At 65.1% G+C, this 12,749-nt stretch carries 13 protein-coding genes; 11 read left to right on the top strand and 2 right to left on the bottom strand.

Annotated elements, in window-relative coordinates; genetic code table 11:
• Positions 1-42 precede the first annotated feature (42 nt).
• Positions 43-816, bottom strand: coding sequence for a DUF3109 family protein (locus tag F7O44_RS11700; RefSeq protein WP_174255904.1), 774 nt, complete (start codon positions 814-816; stop codon positions 43-45).
• 213 nt (positions 817-1,029) lie between these two features.
• On the opposite strand from F7O44_RS11700, the gene F7O44_RS11695 reads away from it, so the two are divergent.
• The 4 genes from F7O44_RS11695 (at position 1,030) to F7O44_RS11680 (ending at position 6,155) form a co-directional block, all read left to right on the top strand.
• Complete coding sequence (locus F7O44_RS11695) at positions 1,030-1,989, top strand: Ppx/GppA family phosphatase (protein ID WP_162450401.1); 960 nt, start codon at positions 1,030-1,032, stop codon at positions 1,987-1,989.
• Positions 1,990-2,239: 250 nt separating this feature from the next.
• Complete coding sequence (locus F7O44_RS11690) at positions 2,240-4,186, top strand: alkaline phosphatase (protein ID WP_162450400.1); 1,947 nt, start codon at positions 2,240-2,242, stop codon at positions 4,184-4,186.
• Between the two features lie 178 nt (positions 4,187-4,364).
• On the top strand, positions 4,365-5,162 hold the full coding sequence (locus F7O44_RS11685) for a M15 family metallopeptidase (protein WP_162450399.1): 798 nt from the start codon (positions 4,365-4,367) through the stop codon (positions 5,160-5,162).
• A gap of 132 nt (positions 5,163-5,294) precedes the next feature.
• Positions 5,295-6,155 (top strand): sugar phosphate isomerase/epimerase family protein, encoded by an 861-nt coding sequence (locus F7O44_RS11680; RefSeq protein WP_162450543.1) that lies wholly within the window; start codon positions 5,295-5,297, stop codon positions 6,153-6,155.
• 102 nt (positions 6,156-6,257) lie between these two features.
• Here F7O44_RS11680 and F7O44_RS11675 read toward each other — a convergent pair whose 3' ends face one another.
• Positions 6,258-7,067, bottom strand: coding sequence for a phosphatase PAP2 family protein (locus F7O44_RS11675; RefSeq protein WP_162450398.1), 810 nt, complete (start codon positions 7,065-7,067; stop codon positions 6,258-6,260).
• Between the two features lie 217 nt (positions 7,068-7,284).
• On the opposite strand from F7O44_RS11675, the gene F7O44_RS11670 reads away from it, so the two are divergent.
• The 7 genes from F7O44_RS11670 to F7O44_RS11640 all read left to right on the top strand — a co-directional run bounded on the left by F7O44_RS11670 (position 7,285) and on the right by F7O44_RS11640 (position 12,749).
• Positions 7,285-7,854 carry a TetR/AcrR family transcriptional regulator gene (locus F7O44_RS11670; protein ID WP_162450397.1) on the top strand — a complete coding sequence of 190 codons (570 nt, stop codon included), beginning with the start codon at positions 7,285-7,287 and terminating at the stop codon, positions 7,852-7,854.
• Between the two features lie 117 nt (positions 7,855-7,971).
• Positions 7,972-8,901 carry a proline dehydrogenase family protein gene (locus F7O44_RS11665; RefSeq protein ID WP_162450542.1) on the top strand — a complete coding sequence of 310 codons (930 nt, stop codon included), beginning with the start codon at positions 7,972-7,974 and terminating at the stop codon, positions 8,899-8,901.
• On the top strand, positions 8,898-9,701 hold the full coding sequence (gene proC, locus F7O44_RS11660) for a pyrroline-5-carboxylate reductase (RefSeq protein WP_162450396.1): 804 nt from the start codon (positions 8,898-8,900) through the stop codon (positions 9,699-9,701). The genes F7O44_RS11665 and proC overlap by 4 nt, the downstream gene beginning before the upstream one ends.
• Positions 9,702-9,757: 56 nt before the next feature.
• Positions 9,758-10,948: an acetoin utilization protein AcuC gene (locus F7O44_RS11655; protein ID WP_162450395.1), complete on the top strand. Its 1,191-nt coding sequence runs from the start codon at positions 9,758-9,760 to the stop codon at positions 10,946-10,948.
• A 175-nt stretch (positions 10,949-11,123) separates the two neighbouring features.
• On the top strand, positions 11,124-11,354 hold the full coding sequence (locus F7O44_RS11650) for a helix-turn-helix domain-containing protein (protein WP_162450394.1): 231 nt from the start codon (positions 11,124-11,126) through the stop codon (positions 11,352-11,354).
• Positions 11,355-11,508: 154 nt separating this feature from the next.
• Complete coding sequence (locus tag F7O44_RS11645) at positions 11,509-11,610, top strand: 30S ribosomal protein bS22 (protein WP_013020966.1); 102 nt, start codon at positions 11,509-11,511, stop codon at positions 11,608-11,610.
• A 113-nt stretch (positions 11,611-11,723) separates the two neighbouring features.
• The gene (locus tag F7O44_RS11640; RefSeq protein ID WP_222851283.1) at positions 11,724-12,749 is read left to right on the top strand and encodes an NAD-dependent epimerase/dehydratase family protein; all 1,026 of its coding nucleotides are present in this window, start codon (positions 11,724-11,726) and stop codon (positions 12,747-12,749) included.

Below are 12,749 nucleotides of genomic sequence, written 5' to 3'. Positions count from 1 at the left end.
AGGTGCCTATTCGTCGTTATGGGGGAGCAGCCCGGGTGAGTGCTAGCGCCGGTTGGTGGGCGCTGCCGCGGTGGCAGGGTGGGTCACCAGTGGAAGCCGGGCCGCGATGAATGCCTCGCAGTGGCGAACTAGTTCCTCGTAGGCGGCATCGCCGACGAGTTCACGTAGCTCGGCCTGGTTCGACCGGTAAACGGGTTCGGGGCCGACATGTGCCTCGGGGGTGTTGGTGCAGTACCAGTCCATGTCGTGGCCGCCGGCGCCCCAGTCGCGGGCTCGGTACTCGGTGATGGTGAGCTCGAGGTAGGTGCTGCCGTCTGCGCGAGTCACGTCGCGGTACGCCCGGCGAATCGGGAGCTGCCAGCACACGTCCGGTTTCGTCTGAAGCGGGTGGAGACCTTCGCGCAGTGCGTACGAGTGCAACGCGCAGCCCGCGCCGCCGGAAAAGCCTGGCCGGTTGTGGAACACACAGGCTCCGTCCACGACCCGCGTCTTTCGCTCGCCTTCTTCGTCGGTCTCGACAACGCCGCCTTGGGTGCCTTCGGCGTGCATCTGCCAGACCTCTGGGCTGAGGTGGGCGGCGAACTCGCTCACGCGTTTCTCGTCGTCCTCGTCGGAGAAATGCGCGCCGTGAGTGCAGCAGCCGTCGTCGGGGCGAGACGCATAGATGCCGGGGCAACCTTGTCCGAAGATGCACGTCCAGCGGGAGGTCAGCCAGGTCAGGTCGCAGCGCAGGATTTGATTCGGATTGTCTGGATCGGGGAATTCGACCCAGGATCGCGCCACATCGACCGGCAGTTGGTCCCGCGTTGTGCCCACGCCCCGAGCGTAGACGCCGCCGCATGGCACTGCCAGGTGAGGCGCTCTCGCGCCACCTAGATGATCATGTTTGGTGGGTTTCCTCGTGCTCCGACAGGACTGTAGGCATGGTGACGCACGAGAAAGCCCACCAAACATGATCATCTAGGCGGTGTGCGTAGGTCGGATGAGCTTCGTGCATCGGTCGAGGTCGGATGCCGGTAGCCTGGGGCTATGCGCATCGGAGTCCTGGACGTGGGATCGAACACCGTTCACCTGCTTCTCGTGGACGCGCACCCCGGTGCGAAGCCGCTTCCTGCGTACAAGGAGAAGACCGAGCTGCGCCTCGCCGAGATGCTCGACGGCAATGGCAAGGTGAAGGGGCGCGGCGCCGATCAGCTGGTCGAATGCTGTGTCAAAGCCGTCCAGATCGCCGAGGACAAGGGGGCGACGTCAATGCTGGCGTTCGCCACGTCGGCCCTGCGCGACTCCCGTAATGGCGCAGCGGTGCTCGAGCGCGTCCGGCGAGAAGCTGGAATAGATCTCCGGGTGCTCTCCGGCGAGGACGAGGCTCGGCTGACGTTCCTGGCCGTACGGCGTTGGTACGGGTGGTCGAGCGGGCGGCTGCTGTGCTTCGACATCGGCGGGGGCTCACTGGAGATCTCGGCCGGAATCGACGAGGACCCGGATGTCGCGATCTCGTTGCCGTTGGGTGCGGCCCGGCTCACCCGGGATTGGTTCTCCTCGGATCCGCCGTCCGAGGACGAAATCCGGGCGTTGCGCCGGCACGTTCGGGCCGAGATCGCTGAGGTCGTGGGCAAGGTGAGCCGTTTCGGCGTGCCCGATCAGGCGGTGGCCTCGAGCAAGACGTTCCGTTCGCTTGCGCGGGTTGCGGGGGCCGCGCCGTCGGCCGAGGGTCCCTACGTGCGCCGGACACTGAAGGGTGGCGACATCCAGGAGTTGCTGGAGCAACTCGCCGCGATGTCGGCAGCGGAGCGGGCAAAGCTGCCCGGCGTGGCGAAGAGTCGTGCTGAGCAACTGCTTGCCGGTGCGATTGTGGCGGATGCCGCGATAGATCTGTTCGGCGTCCCTTCGGTGGAGATCTGTCCGTGGGCGTTGCGGGAAGGTCTTATTCTGCGCCGGCTCGACCAGCTAGATGGTGTGGAGTTCGACGCCGGTCAGGCGACGGAGTAACCACCCCTTTTGTGCCGGCGCTGGTCACTGAGCCGGCATCAGCATGAGTCCATGCGGGAGCGTTGGCGCCTAACTCGCCCATGACCTAAGGGTTGACACATCGTCGCCTTCATCGATTACTTTGTGTTCACCTTCTGGACAACTGGTGTTCACTCGCGGTACCAGTTCGCTGTCCAGCGACGTCCGGGAGCACGCACGAGTGACGGTGAGGGCGCCGGTAGACCTCGGTGCCCGGCGAGAGGTGGTAGGCATGGGACGTACCAGGTCGGGCCAGGGCACACGAGACGGCTTCTCGCGGCGGGCGCTGCTGCAGGCCAGCGGAGGGGGTGTGGCGGCGGCGGCGATCGTCGGGCTAGGGGTTCGGCCTGCCTCCGCGAGTGATGAGCCGGAGCAGCCGGCAACGCCGGAGAACCTGACCGAAGTCGATCCTCATGCGTTCACGGCACGTCCAGACCAACCAAGCGGCCGTCCGGATCGGCCACAGGTGCGGATCCTGCCGATCGACCGCGCGAAGTTTCTCGCCGGGGCCCGGTTCGACCTGCGTGTCGAAGCCACCGGCGTGGACCCCGAAACCACTCGCATCGACATTCAGGTTCACGGCGAAGACGGGCCGGAACCGCTACTCATCGGCGATCCGGAGCGGACGAGTTCGGTCGAGGACAGCCTGGAGGTGACCTACACCGAGCTTGCGTACGCGAATCCCGGCCATTTCACCATCAAGGCGATCGTACGAGCGCGCGGCAGCGGCCGGGTCGAGGCCGAGGTACACCACGAGGTTGTCACCGCCGATGCTGGCGGCCAGCGGGCTAAGAACGTGATCTTCTTCCTGGGAGACGGCATGGGGGCGGCCGCGATTACCGCGGCTCGTGTGCTCTCCAAGGGCATCACGGAGGGCAAGTACCACGGACTGCTGGAGATGGACCAGATGGAGTTCCGTGGCATCGTCGGAACATCCGGTGTGGACGCGTTGTCGCCGGATTCCGCGCACACGATGGCGGCCTACATGACGGGGCACAAATCATCGGTCAACGCCATGGGCGTCTACGAGGGCAACAACCCCGACCCCAACGATCATCCCAGGGTCGAGACCATGGCCGAGGTGCTGAAACGCGCTCGCGGTATGTCGATCGGCGTGGTGACAACGGCAGAGATCCAGGACGCGACGCCCGCCGCCGTGTGGGCACATACCCGGCAACGCCGGGAGTACATCGAGATCATGGATCAGGCTCTGGAGCCCGAGCAGACACCGGACGTGCTGATGGGTGGCGGCCTGGCGTCACTTCTGCCCCAATCGGAGGAGGAGTCGCGCCGTGAAGATGATCGCGACCTGGTCAAGGAGTTCGCCGACCTGGGCTTCGCCTACGCGCAGACGAGGGAGCAGTTGAACGCGGTGATGGCTGGTGAGATCCCTGAGCGTCTGTTGGGCCTGTTCCACACGGGCAATCTGAACGTCTATCTCGACCGGCAGCACGACAAGCAGGACGATGTGCTCGGGGAGTGGAACGACCAGCCGAATCTGATGGAGATGACGACGGCGGCACTGCGGATACTGGAGCGGAACGAGAACGGCTTCTTCCTCATGGTCGAAGGCGCTTCCATCGACAAGATGGAGCATCCGATGGACGGCCCTCGTGTTGTCTACGACACGATTGAATTCGATCAGGCCATCGGTGTCGCGAAGCAATGGGCGCAGGACCGTGACGACACCCTCATCGTGGTGACCGCCGACCACAACCACTCGATGAGCATCGTCGGCACCCACGACCGACGCGGCAGCGACGAGGGCCGCGCAGCCAACGGCGTGTACGGCGGCGCGACCTACCCCACCTACGTCGACGACGACGGAGACGGCTTCCCGGACGACCCGGATCCGGATGTGCAGCTGTTCTTCGGCTGGTCCAGCCACCCTGATCATACCGACGATTTCCAGCACAATTCCGTATTCAGCCAGCCCGCATTGCTGGATGACGACGGTCGCGCCGTCGACAATCCTGATCGCGATCCGGACGCAGAACTGCAGATCGGAAACCTGCCGTTCAACCAGACCAACTGTGTTCATACCGTTGACGACGTTTCTATCGTGGCCTCCGGTCCTGGCGCGGCGCGGGTCAATGCCTACCTGGACAACACCGAGGTCTTCTTTGTCCTGATGGACGCACTCGGTCTCGATCCACGCACGGACGTCGCCGCGGAGTAGAAACTCTCGATCGAGAACGCGAGATTCGAAACAACTCGGACAATCGGGTAGGGTTCCCCGGGTTGTTATCGTTTCGTGATCTTTCGGGGGCCATCTTTTGCGACGTGTGAGCCATGCTGTCGACCGAGGTAGCCGGCACTGCAAACGTCAAGGCCGAACGCTTCCGACCGTGCTGGTGATGTCGTTGCTGGCCGCTGCCGTGATTGCTCTGCCCGGCAGCGGTGCGACGGACGTGTCTTCGCTCAGTGCGGTCGGTGAACCCGGTCTAGCTGATATCGAGGACCTTCGCCGGGAAGCGGTCGACGATGCTTCGCGCGCTGCGGATCGATCCCCGGAACCACGTTCAATGCCGGAGGAGGAGCCCGCGCAGGCGACCCCTACTCTCGAGCCGTCTGTTCCCGAGTCCGGTTCGGCCGACGAGACCCCGGAGGAAGCCACTGACGACGATGCGGGCGAGCCCGCGGAAGACGAGTCCACTGCCGAAAGCCAGCGGGCAGCGTCGCGGAGCAGCCTGCCCGGCGGGTTTGCTCCGGTTGCCGGCTGCGACGCCGAGGTGCCGGCGAAGGGTAGCGTCGGCAACGGTGAGCTCGGTGACGCGCATTTGTGCGACGTCGGCGACGGCCATCTGCTGCGGCCCGATGCCGCTGCCGCTTTTCTCGCACTGGCCGAGGCATACGAGTCCAGTCGCGGCGAATCGCTTCTGAGCTGCGTGGGCAACACCTACCGCAGCTATGAGGCGCAGGCGAACCTCTTCCAAGAGAAGCCGAACCTCGCGGCGCGGCCGGGGACAAGCGAACACGGCTGGGGTCTGGCGATCGATTTCGAGTGTGGAGCCGATTCCTACGACAGTTCGTTCTATGCTTGGCTGAGCGATCATGGCGAAGAATTCGGATGGGTCAACCCGCCGTGGGCGCAGCAGGGTGGCTCGAGGCCCGAGCCTTGGCACTGGGAGTTCGAGGCTGATTTGCTGAGCTGACGACGGCAGTTGTCGCTGCGCCCAGTGTCGTATGACCCGGACCGAGCCGCGTTTGTGAGCCGAACGTCGGTCTTCGCCCACGAACCTCCTACGCTTGAGGATGTGTCAGAGCTGCGGCAGAGCGCACAAGGGATGTTGCGAGTGCCCGATGCGCCGATCGGGCTCTCGACGACGTCGGTATACCCGCAAGGTACCGCTGCGGCGTTCCAGATGGCGGCGTCGCTCGGATACGACGGTGTGGAGCTCATGGTCTGGACCGATCCCGTCAGCCAGGACATCGGCGAGATCGCCCGGCTGTCTAAGCAATTCAGCATGCCGGTGCTGTCCGTGCATGCTCCGTGCCTCCTGATCACCCAGCGTGTCTGGTCCCCGGACCCGTGGATCCGTTTGACCCGGTCCGTCGAGGCGGCTCAGGAGCTGGAGGCCTCGACCGTCGTCGTTCATCCGCCGTTTAGGTGGCAGCGTGAGTATGCCCGCGGCTTCGCCGAGCGCATCGCCGAGCTGGAGGCCGAGAGTGGGGTCGTCATCGCCGTCGAGAACATGTACCCGTGGCGCGCCGCTGGTCGGGAAATGGCCGCGTACACGCCGCATTGGGACCCCACCCAGGGCCCGTACGAGCACATCACCCTCGACCTCTCCCATGCCGCGGTGGCCGGGGGTGATTCGCTGGCGATGGCCAAGGAGATGGGCGACCGGCTGGTGCACGTCCACATGACCGACGGAACCTCCTCGGCACGAGACGAGCACCTGGTGCCCGGCCGCGGCAGCCAGCCATGTGCCGCGCTGCTCGAATGGCTCGCGCTGAAGGAATGGTCCGGAGCGGTGATCCTGGAGATCACTACCCGGCGGGCGCGTAGCGTGGCCGAGCGCGAGGCTGATCTCGACGAGGCGCTGGCCTTCACCCGATTGAATCTTGCTGCCGCGGTCGAGACGGCGTTCGCCGTCGGCGCCGACGGTACGGCGGAGCAGGTGGCCCGCAGGATTCAGCCGTGACCGGTGGTGACCGCAAGCGCGGTCGTCGGCCCGGCGGGACCAATGGCCGTGCCGACATCCTGGCCGCGGCGCGGCCCCGCTCCGCGGCCGTACGCCGTTCGGTCAGGGCTTGAGTGTGACCTTCTCACGTCGGTCCGCTTGGGGGCCGGCGGCGCCCTGGTCGATCGGGGCAGGCTCGTGGTCGTTGGAACCGTCGCCATTGTGATCCCGTATGCGGTCGCGAGGAACGTCGCTGTGGTCGGTCGGCTCCCGGCCTTCTTTTCGGTGCTCGATCGCGGCAGCGATCGCGAGGCCGGCCAGCACAACGGCCCCGCCCACGATTCCGTCGAGGATGTAGTGGTTTCCGGTCAGGACGATCGCTATGAACATGAACGTGGGCATGAGCACACCGGCTATCCGGGCCAGCGTGTTGCGCCCGACGATGATCCACGCGATCGCGAGCAGCAGGATCCAGCCGAAGTGCAGGCTCGGCATCGCGGCGTACTCGTTCACCAAGGGGGAAGCGTTGAAGTCCCGGTACGCTTCGGAGTTCTGCGACACGGTGTCGGTGAAACCATGCTCGGGAAGGAACCTCGGCGGAGCCAGCGGGAACAACGCGAAGATCACCAGGGTGATGGCGCCGGAGGCCAGCAGCGCGTTGCGGAACAGGGGATAACGGGCCGGGTGGCGGATCAGCAGCCATAGCAACGTGCCGACGAGCACCGGCCAGTAGCCACCGATGTAGATGGCATTGATCACGTTGATGGCGGCGTCGTTGCCGACGATCCGGTCCTGAAGGTCGGGTTCGATGAAGAATCCGAGCGAGTCCTGGAAGGACATAACGCGTTCAGCGTTCTCGAAGGCGACGTCGACGCGGTCGTCCGTAAGCCCTCTGACCAGTGAATAAAGCAAGGCAGCAGTGAGAATCAGCACAACTTCACGGACTCCGCGCTGTGCTCGTGGACTCCGAGCTGCCCGGCTTACATGATCGAGTACCCGGGCTCCCATGACATCCGGACCTCCCACTTTGGTTCGCGTACTTGCCAGCCGGCAAGTAAGGTTGATACTAGTACTGTTCGCCGGTTCATTTCCGCCTAGATCTCGGGATTGTTTCGTGATTCCGACCACAGGCCACAAAGTGAGGGTGCAGATGGGCGATGAGGCGAAAGATGTTGCCCCGGATACCGCTAGCCGTATCCGTGAGGTGGCGCTGGACCTCTTCAGCCGCAATGGTTACGAGAAGACTTCTCTGCGCGAGATCGCCGAAGTCCTCGGGATCACGAAGGCTGCCGTCTACTACCACTACCGCAGTAAGGTCGACATCCTCGATGATTTGCTGCGGCCGATCGCCGACGAAGAAGAGAAGATTCTGGCCGACGCTTCCCGGATCGTGCTCGACAGCGTCGAGGGGCGTCTGGGCCTCATCGAGCGCTATCTGGACCTCGTTCTCAAATATCGCGAGCTCACCGGCTATATCGTCAGCGACATCGTCGGTGCGAGCAATTCCCGGATGGTTCCACGGCTGCAGCGCCACGACCGCCAGTTGATGACTCTGTTGTCGCAAGGGGATCTGTCGTTGCCGGAGCAGGTTCGCACCCTGGCGGCGCTGGGCGCTGTGATGGCGATCCTCACCATGTCGGAGGTGCCGAGTGACGAACTCCGGCCCCTTGTCCTCGAAGCGGCCCGCGGCGCACTCGGCTTGGACGGCGTCGGGCACTAGCTCGCCACCGGTGGTCCACCCGTCGGCGGGCGGCACACAGACGTTGTGCCGTAGCCTGTCCTCGTCCCCAGCGGGGGCTTCGAACGAACGGAAGGGGCGGCGGCGTTGCCAGGATCCTTGTTTCGGTCGCTGTTGTTGAAGGCAGCCCGGAGTTCGCGCCTCAGAGGCGCGGTTGAGCAGGTGCCGGTCACGCGGCGTCTCGTCTCGCGCTATGTCGCCGGTACCAAGGAGGGTGACGCGATCCGAGCGGCGGACGAACTCGTCGCCGACGATCTGACCGTCACCATCGACCTGCTCGGCGAGGACACCCATGACCGGGACCAGGCCAAACAGGTGGCCGACGCCTACATCTCGCTGCTCAACGCGGTGAATCAAGCCGGCCTGGCCTCGGACGTAGAAGTTTCGATCAAGCTCTCCGCGGTGGGGCAGGCATTGCCCGGCGACGGTGCCAAGATCGCGCTCGACAACGCGCGGCGGGTGTGCCAGGCGGCGCGTAATGCGGGCACCACCGTCACCCTCGACATGGAAGACCACACCACAACCGATTCCACGTTGGGCATCCTCCAGCAACTTCGCTTAGATTTTCCTGAGACCGGCGCGGTGCTGCAGGCATATCTGCGGCGCACGGAAGCAGACTGCCGGGATCTCGCCTATGAGGGCTCCCGGGTCCGGTTGTGCAAAGGCGCGTACAACGAGCCCGCCAGCGTCGCCTACCTCGATCCGCACGACGTCGACCGCGCATATGTGCGGTGCGCGAAGATCCTGCTCGGTGGCCCCGGGTATCCGATGCTGGCTACCCACGATCCGCGGCTGGTCGAGATCACCGGATCGCTGGCGGCGAAGTTCAGAAGGGAACAGCGTAGCTACGAGTATCAGATGCTCTACGGTGTCCGGCCCGAAGAGCAGAGGCGGTTGGTGCGCGCAGGCGAGCGTATGCGGGTGTATGTGCCTTACGGTGAAGACTGGTACGGGTACCTGGTCCGGCGTCTGGCCGAACGGCCGGCGAACATGTTCCTATTCCTGCGATCGGTGGCGAGTAAACGATGACAGTCGCGATCCTCGGGGCCGGGGTGATGGGTGAAGCCCTTCTCTCCGGCTTGGTCCGAGCCGGCAAACGGGTTGATGAGCTGCTGGTCACCGAACGCAGGCCGGAGCGGGTCAGGGAACTGACCGACCGGTACGGGGTCGAAGCAGTAGACAATCCGGCGGCCGTCAAGCGTGCTGAAACGGTCGTGATCGTCGTCAAACCGCAAGACATGGGTAGCTTGCTGGACGAGGTCGCTACCTCTGTGCGGCCGGGGCAGCTGATCGTGAGCCTGGCGGCGGGCATCACCACCGCGTTCATCGAGTCGCGGCTGCCGGCCGGTACCGCCGTCGTCCGCGTCATGCCGAACACGCCAGCGTTGGTGGACGAGGGAATGGCGGCGATCTCTCCGGGGTCGCATTGCGACGACGCCCACTTGCGTGAGGCGGAGGCACTGCTCAAGCCCACCGGCAAGGTCATCCGTGTCCCGGAGAAGCAGCTCGACGTCGTCACAGCCATTTCCGGCTCCGGGCCCGCCTACGTGTTCTATGTGGTTGAAGCGATGATCGAGGCTGGGGTACACATGGGGTTGCCCCGGGTCACCGCCACTGAGCTGGTCGTGCAGACGCTGGTCGGGTCGGCCAAGCTGCTGCGCGAGACCGGCGAACATCCAACCGTGTTGCGAGAGGGTGTCACCTCGCCCGGCGGCACCACGGCGGCGGCGCTCAGGTTGTTGGAGGAGGGCCGCGTCCGCGCTGATTTCCTCGGTGCCATCGAGGCGGCCCGCGATCGCTCGAGGGCATTGTCCTCCGGCCAGGTCTGAAGGTCCCCGGCACTGGGGCGCTGAGTGCCCAGTGAAGGGCATTAGGGTCGTGGTCTATGGATGACGCCGGCACCACCCTGCATGTGGCATGGGACGACGCGCTGACCCGATATGACTTCGGGCCCGGCCATCCGATGAATCCACTGCGGCTGGCCTTGACGTTCCGGCTCGCCCGAGACATGGGCGTCCTCGATCGACGTGGTGTCGAGGTCATCGCCCCCGAGATGGCCGACGACGAGCTGCTGGCGACTGTGCACACTCCGGAGTTCATCGACGCGGTGCGGTCGGCCGGGGCCGACCCGATGCAGGCTGATGTCGCGCACGGTCTCGGTACCGACGACGTCCCGTGCTTCGCAGGTATGCACGAGGTGAGCGCTTTGATCGTCGGTGGAACCGTGGCCGCGGCGCGCGCGGTCTGGGGCCGTAGCGTCACCCACGGGGTGAACTTCACCGGCGGCCTGCACCACGCGATGGCGGATGCGGCCTCCGGTTTCTGTGTCTACAACGACGTCGCGGTAGGCATTCAGGCGATGCTCGACGCCGGCGCGGAACGAGTGGCCTATGTCGACGTCGACGTGCATCATGGCGACGGTGTCCAGGCGATTTTCTACAACGATCCCCGGGTGCTGACGATCAGCCTGCACGAAACGCCGCGGACGCTCTTTCCTGGAACCGGCTTTCCTGACGAGGTCGGTGGGCCTGACGCCCAGGGCACGGCCGTCAACGTGGCACTGCCTCCCGGCACGGGCGACACCGGGTGGCTGCGCGCGTTCCATGCCGTCGTCCCGCCGATCCTGCGCACATGGAAGCCGCAGGTCCTGGTGTCTCAACACGGCTGCGACAGCCACGCTGAGGATCCACTCGCGCATCTGACGCTGACTGTCGACGGGCAGCGGGCGTCGTACCTGGCGTTGCGAGCACTGGCGCACGAGCTGTGTGGAAAGCGGTGGCTGGCCACCGGCGGCGGCGGGTACGCCCTGGTCGACGTCGTGCCCAGGGCTTGGACACATCTGCTCGCCATCGCGGCGGGCGCGCCGATCGAACCGGAAGCCCTGGTCCCCGAGAGTTGGCGGGAGTTCGTACGTACCAGCGATTATGGTGTCGCTCCTCGCCGGATGACCGACGGTGCACGCGGTGACTTCAGTGACTGGGAGGATGGCTACGATCCCGCGGACTGGCTTGACCAGGCAATACTTGCCACTAGATCGGCAGTGTTCCCCCTGCACGGCCTGGATCCGATGATGTGAGCCCGCGGCCGGCGTCCGTGGCGGAGCGCCTAGGGTTTTGTATCGCTTGTAATAAGAAAAAGATCAGTTTGGCTACTCCCCTTTCCCATCCGTCACATCAGCCACTACGATCAGGTAACACGCTGCCGAGGACGATGCGCGAGAGACGCGCCGCCGGCACTGTGGTGGAGGAGCGATGACGACGAGCGGACCGGAAGCGCCCCAAGGACAGCCCCTGGGCGAGGTGCGGTTCCTGACGGTTGCCGAGGTCGCGACCGCCATGCGGGTGTCCAAGATGACGGTCTATCGGCTCGTGCATGCTGGCACGCTGCCGGCCGTGCAGGTAGGCAGGTCATTCCGGATACCCGAGAGCGCCGTACATGAGTACTTGGACAAGTCCTACGTTCAGGGCATGGAGGCGGGCTGACCACCTTCCTGACGACCCCTCGCGTGACACGGTTTGGATGGCATGCGGGTACCCTGTGTGGTGATCGCACGCTGACTCGGTGCAGGATGCCCGTGATCGGGTAGTGTCGGCGGGCAAACCAGTCGTGTCAGTCCGAATCTAGTGAGGGTGCCCTGTGGGCTCTGTGGTCAAGAAACGCCGTAAGCGCATGGCGAAGAAGAAGCATCGGAAGCTGCTGCGCCGAACTCGAGTGCAGCGTCGTCGCCAAGGCAAGTAGCGCAGCACATCGAAGGTTGCACGGACGACCAACGGCGGAGCCTGGGAGCAGTGTCGCGGCATGACATGCGCGCTATACGCTGACCGCAATCGCAGGGGAAGGTAGGGCCAGCGGTGTCCGGGATCGTGATGGTCGTCGGGGTCGCCCGGTACTTGGGTGCCCAGCTGGCACATCTGCTGTCCAAGGAACCCGGTATCCGGGTGATCGGCGTCGATGTCATGCCTCCCAAGGAAGACATCGGCGCCGCGGAGTTCGTCGAGGCGGATATCACCACGTCGGCCATCAATCGGGTCATCGCCCGGTGCGGTCCCGACGTCGTCGTCCACATGAACATCCTCGCCACTCGCTCCGATGCCGGCGGCCGAGCTCCGCAGAAGGAGATCAACGTCATCGGCACCATGCAGCTGCTGGCTGCATGTCAACGCTCGGACACCGTGCGAAAGCTGGTCGTCAAGTCGTCTACCGCCGTCTATGGAGCGCATCCCGCTGCGCCCGCTCTGTTCGCCGAAGACATGGCCCAGGGTGCCAACACACGGCGCGGTTACGAGAAGGACGCAAGTGAAGTCGAGGGGTACGTGCGGGGCTTCTCCCGGCGCCGCCCAGACGTCAGCGTCACCATCTTGCGATTGGCGAACGTGCTCGGCCCCGGGATCCGCTCGGCGCTGTCTGAGTACTTCGTGTTGCCCGTTGTGCCCGTGGTATTCGGCCGGGACCCTCGTTTCCAGCTCGTTCACGAAGAAGACTGCCTGGACGTGCTGAGGCTGGCCACGGTCGAGGAGCATCCGGGGATCTTCAACGTCGCAGGCGACGGCTTCATGGTGTTGAGTCAGGCGTTACGGCGGGCGGGGCGAGTGCCGGTGCCGTTGCCGACTCTGGGCACCCCGTTCGTCCGCGGCTTGATGCGTAGCTCCGGCATCGCGGATATGGATTCCGTGCAAACTCGGTTCCTGACGTTCGGCCGCGGCGTGGACACCACTCGGATGCGCGACGTTCTCGGATTCACGCCTCGGCACAGCACTGTCGAGACGTTCGATTCCTTCGTCGACGCCCGTGCGCGCGGCGGCATCCTCGACCGGGATCGCGTCGCCGGAGTCGAGCAGGTGCTGCAGTCCTTGATCGGCCGGGACGGGACGAGGTGA

The sequence above is a fragment of the Phytoactinopolyspora mesophila genome, assembly GCF_010122465.1.
GTDB classification, from domain to species: Bacteria; Actinomycetota; Actinomycetes; order Jiangellales; family Jiangellaceae; genus Phytoactinopolyspora; species Phytoactinopolyspora mesophila.
This window is presented reverse-complemented; position numbering and strand designations above follow the sequence as displayed.

What these genes read in the sequence shown, in the direction of transcription:
- F7O44_RS11670 (WP_162450397.1), top strand. Translation starts at nt 7,285, where the DNA reads ATGGGCGATGAGGCGAAAGATGTTGCCCCGGATACCGCTAGCCGTATC.
- F7O44_RS11685 (WP_162450399.1), top strand. Translation starts at nt 4,365, where the DNA reads ATGTCGTTGCTGGCCGCTGCCGTGATTGCTCTGCCCGGCAGCGGTGCG.
- F7O44_RS11680 (WP_162450543.1), top strand. Translation starts at nt 5,295, where the DNA reads ATGTTGCGAGTGCCCGATGCGCCGATCGGGCTCTCGACGACGTCGGTA.
- F7O44_RS11695 (WP_162450401.1), top strand. Translation starts at nt 1,030, where the DNA reads ATGCGCATCGGAGTCCTGGACGTGGGATCGAACACCGTTCACCTGCTT.
- F7O44_RS11650 (WP_162450394.1), top strand. Translation starts at nt 11,124, where the DNA reads ATGACGACGAGCGGACCGGAAGCGCCCCAAGGACAGCCCCTGGGCGAG.
- F7O44_RS11655 (WP_162450395.1), top strand. Translation starts at nt 9,758, where the DNA reads ATGGATGACGCCGGCACCACCCTGCATGTGGCATGGGACGACGCGCTG.
- proC (WP_162450396.1), top strand. Translation starts at nt 8,898, where the DNA reads ATGACAGTCGCGATCCTCGGGGCCGGGGTGATGGGTGAAGCCCTTCTC.
- F7O44_RS11690 (WP_162450400.1), top strand. Translation starts at nt 2,240, where the DNA reads ATGGGACGTACCAGGTCGGGCCAGGGCACACGAGACGGCTTCTCGCGG.